Raw genomic sequence first — 18,631 nt, 5'->3', positions numbered from 1 at the left:
CCGCCACTGGCGGTTGAACTCGTGGGATTCGAACTCGATGTCCATCGCTCCCACAGTCTTGGCGACACGTTGGGCAAGTGACTCGGGGATGAGTTCCAGTCGCGGCAGGTTTACCGGCAACTCGGCGATGGTGACCTGGAAAACGTAGTGGGTGCTCTCGCCGCCCCGGCCATTCTCAACCTCGTAGTGGTGAGTGAACGTGGCGCACTCGAGTCCGCTCAACGTTCCACGCAGCACGTCGGTCTGGTGCGGTTTGATGCCCACCCCGAACGGCGTGCTGGTGAACCTGGAGTTGTAGTCGACACTCCGCGCGCCGTACTCCCAGCCGTGCAAGGCGGCGAACTCCGCGTACTCGCTGCGATGACGCTGGGCGCGGACGTAGTCCACCACCCAGAACACCACGGCGATGGCGCCCAGCACGAACAGCCAAAGGGGTGTGAAGCCGATGCGAAAGAGGAAGAAGCCGGCCACAAAGACGCCGGCGGCAAAGAAGGCCGCGGCGTTACGGAGACTCAGCGACTGGCGCATGCGCTCACCCTAGCGGCGCGAGGTCGTGCTGGGAAGAGTGATCTCCTGCCCCTGCGCGCTTGAAGGTCACGAGCGCCTAGGCGAGGCCCAGGTCTTCGAGGCCGTAGAGGTAGATGTACGGTAACCCGGCCTCCTCAATGCGCTCTCGCGAGCCGGTGTTGCGATCCACGATCACCGCAACCGCGACTACATCCGCGCCAGCCTCGCGTAGCGCGTCGACCGCCGTCAACACTGAACCGCCAGTGGTGGACGTGTCCTCGACCGCGACTACCTTGCGGCCCGCGACGTCGGGGCCCTCGATGCGACGCTGGAGACCGTGCGCCTTATTCTCCTTGCGCACCACGAACGAGTCCAGCTCGAGTCCACGCGAGGCGGCCGCGTGCATCAGCGCGGTGGCGACGGGGTCGGCACCCAGCGTCAGACCTCCCACGGCGTCCACGTCGGCGGGGCCAAAGCCCTCCTCCTCGAGGCGGTCCAGCAACAAGTGACCCACGAGCGGCGACGCACGGTGGTGCAGCGTGATGCGGCGCAGGTCCACGTAGTAGTCGGCTTCCTTACCGGAGGCGAGTGTGATGCGACCGTGCACGACGGCGAGGTCCTTGATGAGGTCGCGAAGCTCCTCGCGAGGGGTTGCTGAAGTCATGGCCCCAGCCTAGCGGCGCGCTAGGGCCCCACTGCCAACGGCATCGGCCGATGCCGTGGCGGGTTTAGAGGTTGCCGCCGCCACGGCGCGTGAGCGATTTGGGCACCAGGCGCAGCAGGCCCGCAGCCGCGAGATAGCGCGCGCTGGGCGTGACCACCACCTGCTTGCGACGCACGCCCGCGAGCGCCGCGGTCACCACCACGTCCGGCGTCAGCCAGGCGACGTCGGGGTAGTCGGTCTTCATGTGCGCGAGCGACTCGGCGTCGTGGAATTCGGTCCGGACCAGCCCGGGCACCACAACGGTCGCACTCACGCCGGTTCCCTTGAGCTGACCGGCGAGCGCCTCCGTGAAGTCCAGGATCCACCGCTTGTGTGCGGCATAGGTCGAGTTGGCCAGGTGTGCGGCGATCGAGGAAATGTTGACGATCGCCCCGTGCCCACGCGCCGACATCGCCTGCGCGGCGGCGTGCGAGAGCTGCAGCGTCGCGGTGACCATCACGTCGAGCACGGCGCGCTCGTCCTCCCAAGTGCTCGCGAGGAAGCCCTCGCCCAGCCCAAAGCCTGCGTTGTTCACCACCATGCTGACGGGGTGCGCATCGTCCAGGATGCGGGCCTCGACCACACCACGGCCGACCTCCGTGGACAGGTCCGCCACGAGCACCTCGGCTCCCACGCCCGTCGCGGATCGAATCACGTCCGCGAGCTCGCTGAGCCGGTCGCCCGAGCGCGCCACGAGCACCACGTCGTGACCAGCCGTCGCCAACTGCCACACGAATTCCTCGCCCAATCCGGCCGATGCGCCGGTCACCAATGCTGTTGCCATAGTTCGAGGCTACGGGACGCAACGGCGGCGCTGCGCTCCGGTAGCGTGGAGTCATGCGCCTCGCCACTTGGAATGTGAACTCGATCCGTGCCCGTCAGGAAAGGGTGATCGGCTGGCTCGAGCGCTCGCAGACCGACGTACTCGCCATGCAGGAGATCAAGTGCAAGCCGGAGCAGTTCCCGCTGCAGGCCTTCACCGACGCCGGCTACGAGGTCGCCATCCACGGCCTCAACCAGTGGAACGGCGTCGCGATCGCGTCCCGCGTGGGGCTGGAGGACGTACAGGACCACTTTCCGCAGCAACCCGGCTTCGGCAAACCCGACCAGGACGTGGTGGTCGAGGCCCGGGCCCTGGGCGCGACGTGTGGCGGCGTGCGCGTGTGGAGCCTTTACGTTCCCAACGGGCGCGGCCTAGCCGACCCTCACTATGCGTACAAGCTGGGCTTCCTAGAGGAGCTGCGTGCAGCATCGGCGACCTGGGCAGATGCGCCCACCGCCTTGGTTGGTGACTTCAACGTCGCGCCGCGCACCGAGGACATCTGGTCGGAGGCGGACAGCGACGCAGAGACTCACATCACGGCCGAGGCGCGCGAAGCCTTCCACGCGTTCGAGGGCGCCGGCTACGAGGAGCTATCACGACGCTTCAAGCCAGAGCCGAACACGTACACCTTCTGGGACTACAAGCAGCTGCGATTCCCCAAGGGCGAGGGAATGCGCATCGACTTCATGTACGCGTCGCAAGCCCTCGCCGCGCGTGCCGTCGATGTGCAGATCAACCGCAATGAACGCAAGGGCAAGGGCGCCTCCGACCACGTGCCCGTGGTGCTGGACATCGACGAGGCCGGCCCCGCACTATGAGTGAGGACGGTTCACCCACTCCGGGCGAAGCGGGCTTCGACTTCGCTCCGCCGCCACCACCCGGCGGCGGAGTCGGACCCTCCTCAACCGCCCCGACCGCGGCATCGGCCGGACGGTACACCTCAACCCTCGCGCCTACGGCACCTCACGCCGCGAGCAAGAAGACCCGCCGGCCGCGAAAGGCGAGGCGGGGAACCAATGGGCGTTGGGTGTTCGCGACAATGATCGCCGCTATCGCCCTCATCTTGGGCGGGATCGGCTGGGCCGGCATCCTGACCTATCGCTCCTCAGGAGTCAAGCCCGCAGCGCAGGGCGACACCGGCACACTCCACACCGGCCAGGTGATCACTGGGATGTGCATCAAGGAAGCGCCCAGTCCCACTGCCGCCCCCGGACCGGTCCAGGTGGTGAGTTGCGCGGATCCGCATCACGCCGAGGCCCTCGTCAGCTACACGTTTACGGCGACCGAGTGGCCCGGTACGCCCGCGGCACGCCAGGAGGTCATGACGTTCTGCGCCGCACAGGTCGACCCATCCCATGGCTATGTCGCGACCTCGCCTGGTGCTCCGGCCTACGAATGGCTGGCCTGGGTGCCGTCAGAGGACACGTGGCAGCTCGGCGACCGCACCGGGGTGTGCGTCATCACAACCGAGCGCCCCGTGGCTGGTTCCTACGGATCAGGCACCGCCCAGGACGCCACGGCCGATGCAGTGGTGAGCTAGTAGCGCGCCTGCGTGTCAGACGGCGGTGGGTGGATTAACGTGACGACCCCGCATCGACAGCGACGACCCCCGCGCAGCGATTGCGGCGGTGACCACTGGGTCGCCGGACTCCGCGAGCCAGTCGAGCACCGTCGCTGGAGTTGCTGGGTTGCCTGCGACCGCCGCCCGCAGCCCAGGGTAACCATAGGCAAGATCAGCGAGCACCGTCGCGTCTGTATGCGGGTTATGCGCTCGCGCTCGCGCCGCGGCGTCGTCGGCAGGGTGCTGGGTCCCACGCCCCGCTGACTGTGGAAGAATCTTGGCCACTCGACGCGGTATCGAGGTCACGGGATGGTCGACGCGGGGCTCACCCACCTCGATCGCCACCAACTCCGCCGCCTCGGCGGCGTCTTCCTCACGACTCAAGGCGTCACGCACCAGGATGACGATCTCGACCGCAGGAATAACGGGGAGTAGCCATAGCACCGGCGGGTACCAAGCGTCGTCGACGGTCGCGAGCAACACTCCCGCCGTCACACACACGGCAGCCGCCGCGGAGAACATTACGTAGGACATACGCGACAGCGAAACCGTGGGGGAGCGCCCCAACAGCAGGACGACGATGAACAACGCACCCGTGCCCATCAGCAGGTACTCCTCAGCTGACCAATGCACCTAACGCCCTCCCTTCATGCCGGCCTGGGCGACAGTGCGCAATGCCTCTTCTCGCGGCCGCTGCGTCGCCAGTTCCCAGAGTGGCACTCGATTGCCCCGCCGTAAAGCCCCCCAAAAGGGGGGCAGGGAGCACGTTTGTCCCCCGCTCCGACTACGCTATCCACCAGGGAGGTCACCACATGAGCATGGCAACGCCGACTATTGCGCTGGTCGAGGACCACGCGCTGATCGCGCTCGGATTCCGAGACCTGGTCAACGCCACCGATGACCTGCGCCTGGTGGGCATGGTCGAGACGGTCGCGGAGCTCGACGGTCTTGGCGAAAACGTCGACCTGGTGGTCTTGGACCTGCGCCTTGCCGACGGGTCACTCCCCGAGGACAACGTACGCGCCGTTCACTCCCGTGGTGCACACGTGCTGATCTACACCGGCGCTGAAGACCGGCGACTGATCCAGTCCGCCGCGCGGTCAGGCGCACTAGGGTTGATACGCAAATCCACCGACGCGGAGACTCTGCTTGACGCCATCCGCACGGCTGCTCGTGGACGCGAGGTCTTTGGAGTGGACTGGGCTGCAGCCATTGACTCCGATGCGCAACTGCCGGACGCGAGGCTCAGCGCTCGTGAGCAAGAGATTCTGTCGCTGTACGCCTCTGGCGAGACGGCAACCTCCGTGGCGACAATCACCAAGCTTTCCCGCGACACTGTCGCGGACTACGTCAGCCGGATTCGCAAGAAGTACGCGGAAGTCGGGCGACCAGCCACCACCCGCGTAGATCTCTACAAGCGTGCGCTTGAGGACGGCCTGCTCGAAGGTCCAGCGTGACAACCCAGGTAGCCCCGGACCAAGGGGAGCCCGCCGCCTCGGCAGCCTCAGCATCGGCCGGCATTCCTGTGGTGACCCACGACGCCCGCGACCGCATGCAACGCATGCTGTTCCTCGCGACGGGAATCGGGGCGATCGTTTTTGGCGCCCTGCTCGCGACCGGCGGTGGCGGGATCCTCGCCCAGATGAGCCAGTTGCGTCCCGCGTACGCATGGGGGGCGGTGGCAGTGGTGATCCTGTTGCCGGCGACCTTTGTGGTGCTGCCCTTCGTGATTTCCCTGCGCGCGATGTATGCGCTCGCTGCCACCGCGTCGGTCGGGTTCGTGGTGGCGGAGTTGCTGTGGGTGCCATCGATGACGGTGGACGTCCTGGCGAATGATGCGTCGCCGTGGCTCCAGGGGGTGACCGCGCTAGCCGCGACCATCACCGCGGTGCGTTGGCAAGGGCGTTGGGTATGGGCGTACGCGATCGCCACGGGGCCCATCGTTGCGGTCAATCAGATTCTGTCCCGGGCCGACTCCACTCTCGACGCCATCCTCGACGGGCTCGGCGGGATGGTCTTCTCGCTGATTCTCATGGGGGTCGCCACCGCTGTGGTGCACGCTGCGGAGCGCCAAGACCAGGTCGCCGCGAGAGCACGCGCGCAGGCATCGCTCGAGGCCTCGCGACGTACTCGCGACCGGGAGCAGACGCGCATCAACGCCATCGTGCACGACGACGTCATGTCGGTGCTACTGACCGCAGGACGCAAGGGCGCAGCCCCAGGGCTCGCGGAGCAGGCGCAACGCGCGCTGGCCGCCATCGCCGCGATCACCCAAGATGGCACCGGACGCACCACCTACAGTCCAGAGGAGTTCACCGCTGCACTGCGCGCCACCGTGACGGGCATCATTGCCGACGTTGACTTCTCCTACCGCTTGCAAACCACGGAATCGGCTCCGGCCAGCGTGGTCGCGGCGATGACCGAGGCCCTCGCCGAGGCGATCCGCAACAGTGCCCAGTACGCGGGCCACGGGGACGAGGCCGTGAGTCGCGAGGTACACATCGATGTCACGGAAACAGGAGCCGCCGTGCGAATCCGTGACTCTGGCCGCGGGTTCGCACCCAAGTCGGTAGGCCCGCGCAGGCTTGGTATCCGAGTAAGCATCATCGAGCGCATGAGGTCCATATCCGGCGGCGATGCTGCCGTCACGTCGAGACCCGGTGCGGGCACCACCGTCGACCTCTCCTGGAGGCGACCATGACCGAGAGAACCCTGCGCCATGACGGCTCCTCCAAGCCGGCGGATCTGGTCTCCACACCCACGGACGTCAGTGACCTGCTCTCGCTTAAGTCCGCGCCGGCACGCTTTATTCTCTACCTCTTCATCCTCTCCAACGTGGTGTTCACCCTCGCGACCCTGGACCGCATGCAGTCGGCCTGGCCGTCGTTTGTGGGGCTTGTGCTCATCAGTGCTGGCGCGCTGATCGTCACCCGCCCACACGCGGACCCCCTGCCCTGGCTGGACACCGTCGCGATTGTTGCCATCGTGTGTGTCACCGCGCTGGTCATGAACTGGCACTTCCCCCAGGCCGATGGCCTCGGCCGAGAGTCGTGGAACTTGGGCGCCGCAACCTGGCTGCTGTTCTTCCTGGCGTTGCGCAGGCGCGCGCGCATAGCGTGGCTCGGCATCGCGCTCCTCACGGCGATCACCATATGGTGGGCCGTCAGCGTTGGCCACAGCCCGCTGTTTGGGTTGACACTCATGCAGAACCACTGGGGGATCCTGCTCGTGGCCACCCTGTTCGCGTCGAGCCTGCGGCGCACTGCGCGCATCATCAACACGCTGACCAACCGTTCGGTAGATGCCGCCGCGGCGGCGGCCGCTGCGGACGCCAGCCTGGAAATTCGCCGACAGCGGGTGTCCGAGTTGGCCGCGCTCGCGGTGCCGCACCTGGAGCGAATTGCAATTGGCGCCCCCCTGACAGACGAGGACCGACGAGTGTTCCAGACTGTCGAGGCGGAGCTGCGCGACAGCGTCCGCGGCCGCTCGCTCACCCTACCCACCATCGCGGATGCAGCTCGTGACGCGCGATCACGGGGCGTGACGGTGAACCTGCTCGACGACCGCGGCGCGCCGCTGCCATCCGGCGACGCGATGCGGCGGCTAGGCAGAGTCGTGGTGAATGAACTTGAGCGCGCGCAGCACGGCACGGTGACCGCCCGCATGCTCCCCGAGGGTCGTGACACCGCCGTCACGGTGGTGTCCGGCGAGGGCGAGGATCGTCAGCGCGTCTCACTGGACGACGCCGGCGAGCGCATCGTCGGGTAACGCAAAAGGCGGGCGCTCCCCGAAGGGAACACCCGCCTTGGCGACGGCGAACCGTCTGGCGTGGAGCCTCGCTTAATTAAGCGAGGGCCTTTGCCTTGAGCTTGTCGAACTCGGCCTGGTTGATCGTGCCCGCGTCGAGGAGGTCCTGCGCTGCCTTGATGTCGGCCGCGGGGCCCGAGGCCTCGTTGACCAGCGAGCGGGTGTACTCGACCTGAGCGTTGTGCATTGCCTGCGCGTCCTTGACGTTGCGCTCTGCCATGCCCTTGCCGCGAGCGATCAGGTAGATCAGTGCGCCGATCAGCGGGAAGACGATGATCAGGAAGGTCCAGCCGGTCTTGCCCCAGCCGGAGAGGTCGTGGTCGCGGAAGATATCCATCAGGATACGAACCACGAGCATGATGACCGAGATGAAGATAAAGATCCAGAGCGTGAAGAGCAACACGTTCAGGAAGTCACCGAGAAAATCCATTACTACCCCTTTAGAAAAGTAAACAGACCGCCGCTTTTGACGGACCTACAAGTACCCTACCCGCACGTGCGCGCCTTTTCCTAGACTAGGAACAGGGCGCGGGCTAGTTGTTCGGGTTGTACTCAATACCCCAGGTCAACTCCCAGGTCTCACCCGGCGCCACGAGATGCAGATCCTCTCCGGAGGCGAGCGCGTTCGGCGCCGCCGTTGTGGGCTCAAGGGCGACCGCCCAGGTGGTCCCACCATCGGCCGGAAACTCATCCGTGTTGAAAACCTGCGCCTGGGTGAAGTTGCTGTCGCCCCAGACCGTGACGGAGCGCCCGTCCGGTGCGGTGGCAGTCAACGCGCGCGTGCCGTCGGGGCGCGGCGTAATGTCCGCGTACGCCGTATCCAGGTCAAAGTCCCCCACACGCTGGCCGGCGCGTAGGTCAAAGCGAGTGCCCTCGACGGCCTCGGTTCCCGTGGGGTTCAGACGCTCGTCCACCACGACGCGGGTGGCGGCATCGAGCGTCACCACCAGGTCCTCGGTCGGTACGTCGCCGATGCGGGGGAAGGGGTGCGAACCCACGGCCACTGGGGCAGGAGTCGCGGAGGCGTTCGTGATGCGGTGCGTGATCGCCACACCCGCCTCAGTCAGGACATACTCGGTGACGACGCTGAGCTCCCAGGGGTAGCCGTCGCTGGCCGCAATCGTGGTGTGAAGTAGCACCGACTCGGGGCTAGAGGCCATCACCTCGTGCGGCAAGGTCAGCAAGAAGCCGTGAATGGCATTGTTGCGGTCCGCCTCGTTAATGGGCAGCTGGAGAGCAGTACCCTCGTGCGACCATGCTCCGTCTCGCACCCGGTTGGGCCACGGGATCAGAATCTGCCCCGCGCAAAAGGCGACCTCGGCATCGGCCGGAAATCCTTGGATGATGTCGATGTCGCCCACCCGCAACACGCGCAGGCCGGCGCCGATGCTGGTGACAGTTGCGGTGACGGTCGAGTCCCCGACCTGGCGCTCGAGGTGGATCTGGTCGCCCGTGGGGCTAGCTGCGTTGGTCATGGGGATAACTGAACCACATCTGTCGCCTCTACCCCTATGCGACGCGTACGGGCACCGACGCGAAGCGTTCCAAGATGGTGTGCGCGTCGGCGCCTTCGCCATCAACCTCCCAGACAATCTCGGGCTCACCGTCGAACTCCCACGCCGGCCACGACTCGAGCAGGGTCTGCAGGAACGCCTTGGTCTCGTGCTCGGCAATATTCATCCCCATGCAGGAATGCTTGCCGAATCCGAACCCCAGGTGGGGCGTGCGCTTGCGGTGCAGATCCAGCGTCTCCGGGTCGGGAAACACCGAGTCGTCGTAGTTCGCGGAAACGTAGCTCATCAGCACATACTTCGATGCGTCCCGTTGGGCGTCCGGAACCTGGCGGTCCTCGGGTAGCACGCGCTCCATCTTGGACAGTGGCGACAGGTAGCGCACCATCTCCGCGAAGGCGCTGTTGAAGGCATCGGGCTCTCGCGTGAGGTAGTCGCGGTCCTCGGCGTTGCGCATCAGGTGCCACGCCATGCCGGTCACGACCTTGATGACCGTGTCGCGACCGCCCGCCAGCAGCACATTGGCGATGCCCTTCATCTCGTCACGGGTCAGGCGCTCGCCGTCGATCTCGAGCGCGACGATCTGGTCCCACACGTCGCGGTCCTCGGGTGCGACGTCCCCCTTGGCCTCCGCTGCGTCGAACACGCGCGCGAGGTAGTCGTCGAGCATCTTGCCGGAGCGCTGGCTGGGCTTGTCGAAGTCACGGTCACGCTGGGCGCGGATCGACTCCTCGGAGACCTCGCCCTTCGCGTAGGCCTCCGCGGTCCACACGTCGGGTCCCCACGACAGCCACTCCTCGTAATCCTGCGGGCGCTCGTAGACGATGGTGAGGCAGCCAATCACGTACGGCAGGGCGAGTTCCGTGGTCAGTTCGCCACCTCCGCGTGCCGTGATCCCATCAATAAGCTCACGTGCCAGCGCCTTGAAGCGCGGCGCCTTGGGTGCAATGGCGTCGCCCATGAAGAGCGGTTGGAGAGCCTGACGGTACTTCGTGTGTCGCGGCGGGTCCGCCTCCAGAGGCAATTGACGGTAGCTGCGCACGTCACGATCGCCCAGCAGGTCGCTCGAGTAGGTCTCGGTGTCTTTAAGCGCGGCACGCACGTTGGCGTGACCCCGGACCTCGCGTCGCCCCTGGTAAGTCTGGTGTGCCACGGCGCACTCCTCAATAAAATCGGTAATCGTCTAAATTCTTCGAGAAGATTACCATGGACGCATCCCTGAGTGGCGGCGACTACTCTCGTGGGACCAACACGACGCTCAGCGGATCCGCCAGGACCGGCTCGAACGCAAGCTGAGCCGCCCCCACCAGCACCGCGCTGGCGGTGTCCACCGACGTCCGCACCTCAAGGCCCGTGCCGATGCCGGGCAGGACCGAGGCCGCGAGCGCGGAATCGAATACCTCGGGCAGGCGCTGATAGAGCGAACCCGCGAATCCCCCCAGCACCAGGGCCTGCGGGTCGAAGACATTCGCCAGGCTTCCGAGCGCTCCCGCGAGCGCTTCGAGCTGGCGGGTGGCAATCGCGGTGAATTCTGGGCCCTGTGCGACGGAGATCCGCGCGTCCAACTCCAGATCGTCACCCGACGTCCCACCAAGTACATCCACGATCTCGTCACGACGCACGTGAGCCTCGAGCGTTCCCGTGAGCCCGCCAAAGTCAGCGACCGCATCGGCCGTCAACCGCACGTGCCCGATCTCGCCGGCCAGCCCATTCCTGCCGAGCAGCGGGCGGCCGCCGGAGAAGACGCCTCCGCCAATTCCGCCTGCGCCGGCGAAGACGTAGATGAAGTCACTACAGTCGCGTGCGACCCCGCGCAGATGCTCGGTGGCGGTCACCACACGGGCGTTATTGTCGATTGCGACGGGCATGCCGAGTCTGCCGTGAAGCATCTCGGCGAACGCCACGTCGTGCCAGCCAAGCCGGGGGGCATTCAGCACGAGCCCTGCCTCGCGTGCCACCTGTCCGGGGATGGCGGCGCCCGCGCCGACCACGGTTGCCCCAGTCGGCAACTCGTCACGCAACGCAGCCCACGCGCCGGCGGCAGCATCGGCTGCCTGTTCGGGCGTCATCGAACCCTGGGTGGGGATGCGCACGCTCCGGAGAAGCACGCCCCCAAGGGTGACCAGGCCCACGGTCAGCGCGTCGCTCTCGGGGTTGACGGCAAGTGAGACGATGCGGTCCGATGCACGCACCACCCGGCTGGGGCGGCCGGCGCCGGCCTCACGCGGAGAGTCGGCCTCCGTTACCAGGCCCAGCTCGGCAAGTTGCTGAGAGAGTTCCAGGACGGTGGTGCGCGATAGCCCGAGCGCGTTGGTGAGTTCCGAGCGCGACATCGCACCGGAGCGCTGCACGCGGGTCAGCATCACCGCCAGGTTGCGGCGGCGCATCTCCACCTTGCTGTGGCCTTTCGCCTCGCCCATGAGCCCCCCTTGTCGATGGACTCATCGTGCCATCTCGCCAATTTAGACACTTACCGACTATTTTATGTAATACTGGCCGCATCGCCAGCCACCTATCCCCGGAGGTCCCCCGTGATCAACGTCAAAGTCGACATGTCTCAGTGCCAGCACTACGGCCAGTGCGTCCTCGAGGCGCCCCACGTGTTCGAGCTCAACGCCAAGGATCGCCTCGAGTACGTCGCGCAGGTCGCGGACGACGATCGCGAGGCCATCGAGGACGCGATCGACATCTGCCCCATGCAGGCAATCTCGATGGCGCGCTAACATCATGACCACACTTCCCGTGATCGTCGTGGGCGCCTCGCTGGGCGGCCTACGTACCGCCGAGTCCCTGCGCCGCTCCGGCTACGACGGCCCCATTACCGTCATAGGCGACGAGTCACACCTGCCCTATCAGCGGCCACCCCTGTCCAAGGCCGCCCTTCATGGCGCGGATGACGCCCTTGAGAATCTCACCTTCGCCCACCGGCCCGCCATCTCGGACGTCACCTGGGTCACCGGGACTCGCGTCGTCAGTGCCGATCTCGGGGCCAACATCGTGACCGACGACCGAGGCGAGGTTCGCACGTTCAGCGCGCTCGTGGTGGCGACGGGCGTCCGTCCACGTCGTCTTCACGTGCCCGGCGGCGCCACCGAAGGCCGCTACGCGCTACGGACAATCGACGATGCCCGATCTTTGCGGGACGTACTGACCCCCGGCACACGGGTCGTGATCGCCGGGGCCGGGTTCATCGGCTGCGAAGTTGCCGCCACCGCCATCGGACTCGGGTGCGACGTCCACGTCGTAGGAACGACCGCCGTGCCCATGGAGGCCGCGCTGGGCCACGACCTGGGCGCCGCCATGCAAGTCCGCCACGAGGACCACGGCGTGGCATTCTCCATGGGCACGCGCATCACCGCAGCGCTGGGCCACCCCTACCTGGCTCACGTCGACCTCGCCGACGGGCGCACCCTTGCGTGCGACGTGCTGGTCGAGGCCGTCGGCTCCTCCCCCAACGTCGAATGGATTTCCAGCAATGACGTCGACGCCACCCGTGGGCTTCGCACGGACTCCGCCATGCGCGTGGTGCGTGCCGACGGCTCGCCTCACGACAACGTTTTTGCGGTGGGCGACGTCGCAAGCTACCCGCATCCGCACCACGGCATCGAGTCGGCATCGGTCGAGCACTGGAACATTCCCACGGAGACGGCGAAGCGCGCGGCCTCCGTCATGGCGCCGATGCTCGCCGGCGACCCCTCCCATCTCGATGTCGCCGCGACTCCCTTTGCGCCGCTGCCATCGTTCTGGACCGACCAATACGACGTCCACCTGCTCGCGTACGGCATGACGCGCCTCGCCGACCGCTCCACGCTGCTCGCCGGGGATCTCGCCGGCGAGTGCCTCGTGGGTTACTACCGCGACCACCGACTGGTGGGCGTATGCGGAATAGGGATGACCGGTCAGATGCTGACCTACCGCAAGGAACTCATGGCGCAGCCCCTCGCCGCGGGGACCGCCGCATGATCACGTGGGAATGGACCGACCTCTGGCCCGACAGCGCCGGAAGCGACGAGTGGGCCCACTCGGGCATCGAGGTACTTCCCGATGGCCGCGCTGTTTTCTGCGCCCCGGAAGGCGGACGGCTGATCGTCGCCGATGTCGAGGCCGGCACTGCCCGGTCGGTCGCCGTGGCGCTCCAGGAGGTTCACGGGATATCCCGGTGGCCCGGTTCGGAGACGATGCTGTGGCTAGCCGATCCTGGCGCTAAGGCTCGTCCGGGGCTGGGATACGACGAGAGTATCCACCCGGGGCGTGCCGTGCTCATTGACCTCGGCTCGCGCGACTATGACACGGCGAGCATCGTCGCGGAACTGTCCCAGCCCGAGTTGCCCGACTATGAGGACGCTCGTTGGCGCCCAACCTCGGTGGTGGAGGATGACTCGGGGGCAGTCTGGGTAGCTGACGGCTATGGAGAGTCGCTGGTGCATCGCTTTGATCCGGATGGCACGCTCACCCTGACCCTGAGGGGCGCTGAAGGCGTCCTCTTCGATTGCCCGCACGGCCTCGTGGTGGATCGCCGGCGGGATTCGCCGGAGATCCTGGTGGCGGACCGCGGCAACCGTCGCATCGTCGCCTTCGGGATCGACGGCAGCGTCTCGCGGGTCATTGCATCTGACATTCTCACTAGCCCGTCGTGCCTCGCCCAGCGCGGGACCACCGTGGTGGTCACCGACCTGCATGGTGGGCTGCTGGAGGTCGGGCCGGATGACGGGGTCTCGCGCCTCACCGATCCACCCGCGCCCACGACTCGTAGCGCGCCCTGGCCAAATGTCTTGGTCCACGGCGCTCTAGTACGGCCGACTCTCACGCCAGGCGTGCTCAATTCACCTCACGGCGTGGCCGTCGACGCGACCGGAGACATCTTCCTGACCGAGTGGCTCATCGGCGGCGCGCAATGGCGGCTACGGGAGCGCCCCTAAGAGTGCTTCTAGCGGCCGAGCTACCAGGTCCGGACAGTTGCGCGCATCGCATCGACGTACCGGTGAATCTCCGCGGCATCGGCGGTGGAGCGCATGACGACGTTGAGCCCCAGGAGGTACGCCGTAACAAGGTCAGTACGAGCTTCGGCCACCCCCGTCCCGTCGACCTCTCCGGACTGGAGGATCAGCAGGTGGATCTGCCCTCGCATCTGCTCGCGATAGTCCGCGGAGAAGTCGTAGCCAGGGAGTACGCCGCGGAGCTCGTTGGACGCCATCACCATGAGGCAACCGTCTCGACCACGCTCGGACACAGCATCGGCCTCAAACAAGTCGAGGAAGTTCTGGATCCCGGCGACTCCGGGTCCCGAGAGTTCGATCATCTGAGCAAACATCGCGATCCTCTCCGCGAGGTAGCGACGCAGGACTAAGGCGAACAACTCCTCCTTAGAGCCGAACGTTCGGTAGAGACTCGGCTTATGCACACCGCTCGCGTCGACGATGTCCGCCATGGAGGTCTGCCCGTAGCCCTGTCGCCAGAACAATGCCGTCAACTCGGCGAGCACGGCGTCCTCATCGAATAGCCGGGGGCGGCCGACGGTAGCCGACGTGTTGGTGTTCATCGATCCATATTACGACGCCTAGGTCCTATTTGAAACCCCTCGGTAGCAAAGTGCAATTTATTAATGTACCGTTTGGTACATAAGGCACGATCAAGGGCGCCAAGGCCTGGCAGCCCGCAATCGAAAAGGAGCACCCATGACTGACTTCCCAATACACGACCTGGACAGCGCCCCGGAGGCGAGCAAGGAACTACTCGCCGGCTCCAAGAAGAAGAACGGTCGCATCCCCGGCCTCCACGGCACCATGGCGGAAGCCCCTGGGCTTCTCGAGGGTTACCTTCACCTTCACCAACTCGTCCTTGACTCGAGCTTCGACAAGGACGAGGTGACGGTGCTTTGGCAGTCCGTCAACGTGGAGCACGAGTGCCACTACTGCGTGCCCGCACACACGGGTATCGCCAAGAGCATGCAGGTAGACGACCAGATCACCAACGCCTTGCGCGACGGCACCCCCTTACCTACCGCCCACCTCGAGGCGCTGCGTACCTTTACCCTCGCGGTGGTGCGCAACCGCGGGAACGTCGACGATGACGCGGTACAGACCTTCCTGGACGCCGGCTACACCAAGCGCCAGGTGCTCGAAGTGGTTCTTGGCGTGTCTCAGAAGGTGATGTCGAACTACACCAACCACTTGGCTAAGACCCCGGTCGACCCGCCCTTCGAGAAGTTCGCCTGGGACGGGATCCTTCCGACCGAGTAATCATGCGCGTCGCGTGGCGGCACGCCCCTCCCGTCAACGCACAGTGGCGGCTGCGGTAGATCCCCTGAGGGAGTCTCCAGCAGCCGCCACTGTCTGCGTGAACTACGGGGTGATGATGTTGAACGCGGGGTCGCCCTTGGTCAGCACGGCGAGCAGCTGCGGCAACACACCCGTGTCGCCGGTGAGCTCGACGCCCTCACTCGTGGTGTCGCCACCCGCAAGCGTGAGCAGGCGTGACTTGGTCAACGTCAGCGTGAGCTGAGCATCGTCGCGAGCCGGGCGCTCGATGTAGACCAGCACACCATTGCGCAGCGTCACCCGGTAGTTGGTCTCCAGGTCCGTCAGCGTGACGTCCATAGCCAGATCTAGGTCCCACGCTTTGGGGCCGTCAATACTGAGCGACAGCGAGTCGAACAGTTGCGCCGGGGTGAGTTGCGCCATGATCGTGGGCGAGTTGGTGGTGGTCGGCGTACCAAAGTTCTCGCCACGAAGCTCGGTGGCACCAGATAAGAAGAAGTTGCGCCACGTGCCGTTCTCCGCGCCGTAGCCCAACTGCTCGAGCGTGTCCGCGTAGAGGTCGCGCACTGACTGGTCATTCTCGTCCACAAAGATCGCGTGGTCGAGCAGGGTCGCAGCCCAACGGAAGTCGCCCTCGTCGAACGCCACCTGTGCGAGTTCGACAACACGGCCGATGCCGCCCATGGCGTCCACATACCGCGTCGCCTCAGCGGCCGGCGGGTGCGGCCACAGTCGTGCAGGGTTGCCGTCGAACCAGCCCATATAGCGCTGGTAAATGGCCTTGACGTTGTGGCTGACAGACCCGTAGTAGCCGCGGGCGTTCCATGCGTTCTCCAGCACTGGAGGCAGCGTGATCTCCTCCGCGATCTCAGCACCGGTCATGCCCTGGTTGAGCATGCGCAGCGTCTGGTCGTGCAAGTACGCGTAGAGGTCGCGCTGCGTCGACAGGAACTCGCGGATGTTGTCCGCACCCCACGTGGGCCAGTGGTGCGACGCGAAGGCCACGTCGGCCTTGCCGTCGAAGACCTCGATGGCCTCGGTGAGGTACTGGGACCATACGTGGGGGTCACGCACCACGGCGCCACGCAGCGTCAGCAGATTGTGCAGGGTGTGGGTGGCGTTCTCGGCCATGCACAGCGCGCGCAGGCTGGGGAAGTAGAAGTGCATCTCCGCCGGAGCCTCGGTGCCGGGCGCCATCTGGAACTCGATCTCGAGGCCGTCGAAGGTGTGGGTTTCGCCGGTAGTGGTGATGATGAGTGTCGGCTCGAGGATTCCGGCCTCGCCCTGCGAGGTGGACTGACCAAGACCGGCGCCCACCTGGCCACGCTCGCCACGAGCGAGCGCAGCGCCATACATGTAGCCCGCGCGACGACCCATGGCGACACCAGCGAAGACGTTCTCTTCGATTGAGTGCTCGAGGAAGCCCTCGGGGGCGACGATCTGCACGTCGCCGGCCTCGACCGCTTCGCGTGAGGTGATGCCAAAGATGCCACCAAAGTGGTCGATGTGGCTGTGGGTGTGAATGACGGCGACCAGTGGACGGTCGCCTCGGTGCTCCTTGTAGAGGTCGAACGCGGCAGAGGCCGTCTCCGCCGAGATCAGCGGATCGATCACGACCACGCCGGAGTTCGTCTCTACGAAGGTGATGTTCGATAGGTCAAACCCGCGAACCTGATACAGCCCCTCAGTGACCTCGTACAGGCCGTGCTTGGCGACCAGGCTGGACTGGCGCCACAGGCTGGGGTTCACAGACTCGGGGGCGTCGCCCTCAAGGAAGTCGTAGCTCTCGGCGTCCCACACCACGTTGCCGTCGGCATCCTTGATGATGTTGGGCTCGTGAGTGCCGAGGAAGCCTCGGTCCGCGGCATCGAAGTCGGCCGTGTCATCGAATGGCAGGGTCGCAAGGATTTTCGCGTGCGCCTGCTTGATCGCCTCGGTTGGTGCTTTGGGCTCAGCCATTGAGAACGTCTCCCTAAAGTTCGACGGTCCTGATGCGCGTCCGGCGGATGCACCTGATCAGGTCCCGGACTTCCGAGCATAGGGGGGCACAGGGGGCGTCACAACCCCTCGCCAACCCTGCCGCCCTCGCTCTTTGCGGATAGTGTCGAAACTTCACCCCCACTGAGGAGACTGTCATGGCGACAGATGAAATTCCCACTGGTTACAACACCCCTGTGCCGTCGAAGATTCTCACGCTCACGCGACCAATCCGCCCGCGATGGGGTTACACACCGCCGATGGCCAACTGTTCAACACCGTGTCGGGCAAAAGAAAATCCCGCCGGCCCAGTGGGCCGGCGGGATTCTTCTTGTCTGGTGCGCCCGGAGGGATTCGAACCCCCAACCTTCTGATCCGTAGTCAGATGCTCTATCCGTTGAGCTACGGGCGCGCCGGCCCAAAGGCCGAGTCACGAGTATACAGCCTTGCACACTCATGTTTTGCACTCGCGAACCCGAGGGTTCACAGTGGCGGAGACGGTGGGATTTGAACCCACGGACGGATTGCTCCGTCACATCCTTAGCAGGGATGCGCACTAGGCCGGACTATGCGACGTCTCCTAGCGAGATCACAGACTACCTGCCCATGGGCTCAGTTACCAAAGCGCGCATCCTCATCAGCCCTAGTTGAGTCTGTGGGCGGCGCTCGGCGAGCGAGACTCCGGGCCGACCCCGCGGCCCCTGCGCTTACATCTCGGCTCATTTGGCGGCTGATTTGCGCGCGGGTGTAAGCGCAAGGCGCATTACGCACGACACGGGCGACCGGAGCGGGCGGCTTGCCTCAAGTGAAAATGGCGGAGAGTGCGGGATTCGAACCCGCGGAGGCGGGTTACGCCTCAACAGTTTTCAAGACTGTCACCTTCGGCCGCTCGGTCAACTCTCCTAGCGTGCGCCGAAAGAACGGCACCGTGTGATTATGCCAGGCATACGCGAGTCTAGATAATCCGGGTAGTCCCAGCGGCCGTCTCATCGCGCGCCGTGCTCGTCGCGCGCCTAGCCTCGCGCGGTTCCGTTGTGCCAGCCGGGGTACAGCCCGGGCGTGATGATCTTCAATTCGTAGAGCTCCGCAACGCGGGCCAGGTCGCCGTCGTACGTGGCGATGGTGTCGATCGCACTGTGAGCCACGGCGGCACCAAGATGCAGCGCTGCGAAGGGCTTGAGTACCACGGAGGCGTGCGTGGAGACGGAGACGTTCTCGTCAGAGAACCGGATCACCGGCATCTTGGCGCGCACCTGCTCGACCACGTCGAATGCCTTGGATTTGGTCTCGCGTGGAAAGAGTTCGGCCGCCTGGCGTAACTCGGTCAGTCCCAGTTGCGTGGTGGCCAGCGCGTTGATGCGCGGCACCGCCCACTCGTTCCATTCGTCGAAGTACCGCACCCCGGGGAGGAAGCGGATCAGCGCAGTGCCATCGACATAAATCACACGTCACACACTATCCCGGTACGCGACGACGGGCGGCACG

At 65.7% G+C, this 18,631-nt stretch carries 20 protein-coding genes and 3 tRNA genes; 9 read left to right on the top strand and 14 right to left on the bottom strand.

All coding sequences use genetic code 11. The annotated features are described in order from the left end of the window. The 3 genes from AOP77_RS12355 to AOP77_RS06040 all read right to left on the bottom strand — a co-directional run. On the bottom strand, positions 1–528 hold a 528-nt coding region (locus AOP77_RS12355; protein ID WP_201774092.1), incomplete at its 3' end, for a hypothetical protein. Positions 529–604: 76 nt separating this feature from the next. After that, positions 605–1,171 (bottom strand): orotate phosphoribosyltransferase, encoded by a 567-nt coding sequence (gene pyrE, locus AOP77_RS06045; RefSeq protein ID WP_062210642.1) that lies wholly within the window; start codon positions 1,169–1,171, stop codon positions 605–607. A 64-nt stretch (positions 1,172–1,235) separates the two neighbouring features. After that, entirely contained in the window at positions 1,236–1,994 is a 759-nt protein-coding gene (locus AOP77_RS06040) for an SDR family NAD(P)-dependent oxidoreductase (protein WP_062210639.1), read from the bottom strand. A gap of 53 nt (positions 1,995–2,047) precedes the next feature. On the opposite strand from AOP77_RS06040, the gene AOP77_RS06035 reads away from it, so the two are divergent. Further along, positions 2,048–2,851 carry an exodeoxyribonuclease III gene (locus AOP77_RS06035; protein WP_062210636.1) on the top strand — a complete coding sequence of 268 codons (804 nt, stop codon included), beginning with the start codon at positions 2,048–2,050 and terminating at the stop codon, positions 2,849–2,851. Further along, a complete protein-coding gene (locus tag AOP77_RS06030; RefSeq protein WP_152649789.1) occupies positions 2,848–3,573 on the top strand; it encodes a hypothetical protein in 726 nt (241 codons plus the stop codon). Before AOP77_RS06035 ends, AOP77_RS06030 begins: the two co-directional genes overlap by 4 nt. 15 nt (positions 3,574–3,588) lie before the next feature. Here the strand turns inward: AOP77_RS06030 and AOP77_RS06025 are convergent, their stop codons facing one another. Continuing rightward, complete coding sequence (locus AOP77_RS06025; RefSeq protein ID WP_152649788.1) at positions 3,589–4,227, bottom strand: variant leucine-rich repeat-containing protein; 639 nt, start codon at positions 4,225–4,227, stop codon at positions 3,589–3,591. A gap of 179 nt (positions 4,228–4,406) precedes the next feature. Here AOP77_RS06025 and AOP77_RS06020 point away from each other — a divergent pair, with 179 nt between their 5' ends. The 3 genes from AOP77_RS06020 to AOP77_RS06010 are packed head-to-tail and all read left to right on the top strand — an operon-like array spanning position 4,407 to position 7,362. Beyond that, a complete protein-coding gene (locus AOP77_RS06020) occupies positions 4,407–5,051 on the top strand; it encodes a response regulator transcription factor (protein ID WP_152649787.1) in 645 nt (214 codons plus the stop codon). Beyond that, on the top strand, positions 5,048–6,295 hold the full coding sequence (locus AOP77_RS06015) for a sensor histidine kinase (RefSeq protein ID WP_062210629.1): 1,248 nt from the start codon (positions 5,048–5,050) through the stop codon (positions 6,293–6,295). The genes AOP77_RS06020 and AOP77_RS06015 overlap by 4 nt, the downstream gene beginning before the upstream one ends. Further along, the gene (locus tag AOP77_RS06010) at positions 6,292–7,362 is read left to right on the top strand and encodes a DUF8320 family protein (protein WP_062210626.1); all 1,071 of its coding nucleotides are present in this window, start codon (positions 6,292–6,294) and stop codon (positions 7,360–7,362) included. Before AOP77_RS06015 ends, AOP77_RS06010 begins: the two co-directional genes overlap by 4 nt. 76 nt (positions 7,363–7,438) lie before the next feature. Here AOP77_RS06010 and AOP77_RS06005 read toward each other — a convergent pair whose 3' ends face one another. The 4 genes from AOP77_RS06005 to AOP77_RS05990 all read right to left on the bottom strand — a co-directional run bounded on the left by AOP77_RS06005 (position 7,439) and on the right by AOP77_RS05990 (position 11,332). Then, a complete protein-coding gene (locus AOP77_RS06005) occupies positions 7,439–7,831 on the bottom strand; it encodes a PLDc N-terminal domain-containing protein (protein WP_062210623.1) in 393 nt (130 codons plus the stop codon). Between the two features lie 103 nt (positions 7,832–7,934). Further along, positions 7,935–8,876: an aldose 1-epimerase family protein gene (locus AOP77_RS06000; RefSeq protein ID WP_062210620.1), complete on the bottom strand. Its 942-nt coding sequence runs from the start codon at positions 8,874–8,876 to the stop codon at positions 7,935–7,937. A 34-nt stretch (positions 8,877–8,910) separates the two neighbouring features. Next, on the bottom strand, positions 8,911–10,065 hold the full coding sequence (locus AOP77_RS05995) for a cytochrome P450 (RefSeq protein ID WP_062210618.1): 1,155 nt from the start codon (positions 10,063–10,065) through the stop codon (positions 8,911–8,913). Positions 10,066–10,144: 79 nt separating this feature from the next. Further along, positions 10,145–11,332 carry an ROK family transcriptional regulator gene (locus tag AOP77_RS05990; protein ID WP_062210612.1) on the bottom strand — a complete coding sequence of 396 codons (1,188 nt, stop codon included), beginning with the start codon at positions 11,330–11,332 and terminating at the stop codon, positions 10,145–10,147. Positions 11,333–11,443: 111 nt separating this feature from the next. On the opposite strand from AOP77_RS05990, the gene AOP77_RS05985 reads away from it, so the two are divergent. The 3 genes from AOP77_RS05985 to AOP77_RS05975 are packed head-to-tail and all read left to right on the top strand — an operon-like array spanning position 11,444 to position 13,831. Beyond that, the gene (locus AOP77_RS05985) at positions 11,444–11,635 is read left to right on the top strand and encodes a ferredoxin (RefSeq protein WP_062210609.1); all 192 of its coding nucleotides are present in this window, start codon (positions 11,444–11,446) and stop codon (positions 11,633–11,635) included. Between the two features lie 4 nt (positions 11,636–11,639). After that, entirely contained in the window at positions 11,640–12,875 is a 1,236-nt protein-coding gene (locus AOP77_RS05980; protein WP_062210606.1) for an NAD(P)/FAD-dependent oxidoreductase, read from the top strand. Continuing rightward, complete coding sequence (locus AOP77_RS05975) at positions 12,872–13,831, top strand: NHL repeat-containing protein (RefSeq protein WP_062210603.1); 960 nt, start codon at positions 12,872–12,874, stop codon at positions 13,829–13,831. The genes AOP77_RS05980 and AOP77_RS05975 overlap by 4 nt, the downstream gene beginning before the upstream one ends. Before the next feature lie 20 nt (positions 13,832–13,851). On the opposite strand, the gene AOP77_RS05970 is transcribed toward AOP77_RS05975, so the two are convergent. Further along, positions 13,852–14,451 carry a TetR/AcrR family transcriptional regulator gene (locus AOP77_RS05970; protein ID WP_062210601.1) on the bottom strand — a complete coding sequence of 200 codons (600 nt, stop codon included), beginning with the start codon at positions 14,449–14,451 and terminating at the stop codon, positions 13,852–13,854. Positions 14,452–14,587: 136 nt separating this feature from the next. Between AOP77_RS05970 and AOP77_RS05965 the strand changes: the two genes are divergently transcribed. Then, the gene (locus AOP77_RS05965; RefSeq protein WP_062210598.1) at positions 14,588–15,151 is read left to right on the top strand and encodes a carboxymuconolactone decarboxylase family protein; all 564 of its coding nucleotides are present in this window, start codon (positions 14,588–14,590) and stop codon (positions 15,149–15,151) included. A gap of 102 nt (positions 15,152–15,253) precedes the next feature. Here the strand turns inward: AOP77_RS05965 and AOP77_RS05960 are convergent, their stop codons facing one another. The 5 genes from AOP77_RS05960 to AOP77_RS05940 all read right to left on the bottom strand — a co-directional run bounded on the left by AOP77_RS05960 (position 15,254) and on the right by AOP77_RS05940 (position 18,591). Beyond that, on the bottom strand, positions 15,254–17,128 hold the full coding sequence (locus tag AOP77_RS05960) for an alkyl/aryl-sulfatase (protein ID WP_062210595.1): 1,875 nt from the start codon (positions 17,126–17,128) through the stop codon (positions 15,254–15,256). A 354-nt stretch (positions 17,129–17,482) separates the two neighbouring features. Beyond that, positions 17,483–17,558: transfer RNA gene (locus AOP77_RS05955), tRNA-Arg, on the bottom strand. Positions 17,559–17,635: 77 nt separating this feature from the next. Further along, positions 17,636–17,727 (bottom strand) — tRNA-Ser (locus tag AOP77_RS05950). A 231-nt stretch (positions 17,728–17,958) separates the two neighbouring features. Then, positions 17,959–18,049, bottom strand: a tRNA-Ser gene (locus AOP77_RS05945). Between the two features lie 110 nt (positions 18,050–18,159). Beyond that, positions 18,160–18,591, bottom strand: a complete 432-nt coding sequence (locus AOP77_RS05940) for a PIN domain-containing protein (RefSeq protein WP_061963127.1) — start codon at positions 18,589–18,591, stop codon at positions 18,160–18,162. Between the last annotated feature and the right edge of the window lie 40 nt (positions 18,592–18,631).

This window comes from Demequina oxidasica (assembly GCF_000975115.1).
Classification (GTDB): domain Bacteria; phylum Actinomycetota; class Actinomycetes; order Actinomycetales; family Demequinaceae; genus Demequina; species Demequina oxidasica.
The sequence above is the reverse complement of the archived record's forward strand: the minus strand, read 5'-3'. Positions and strand labels throughout refer to the sequence as shown.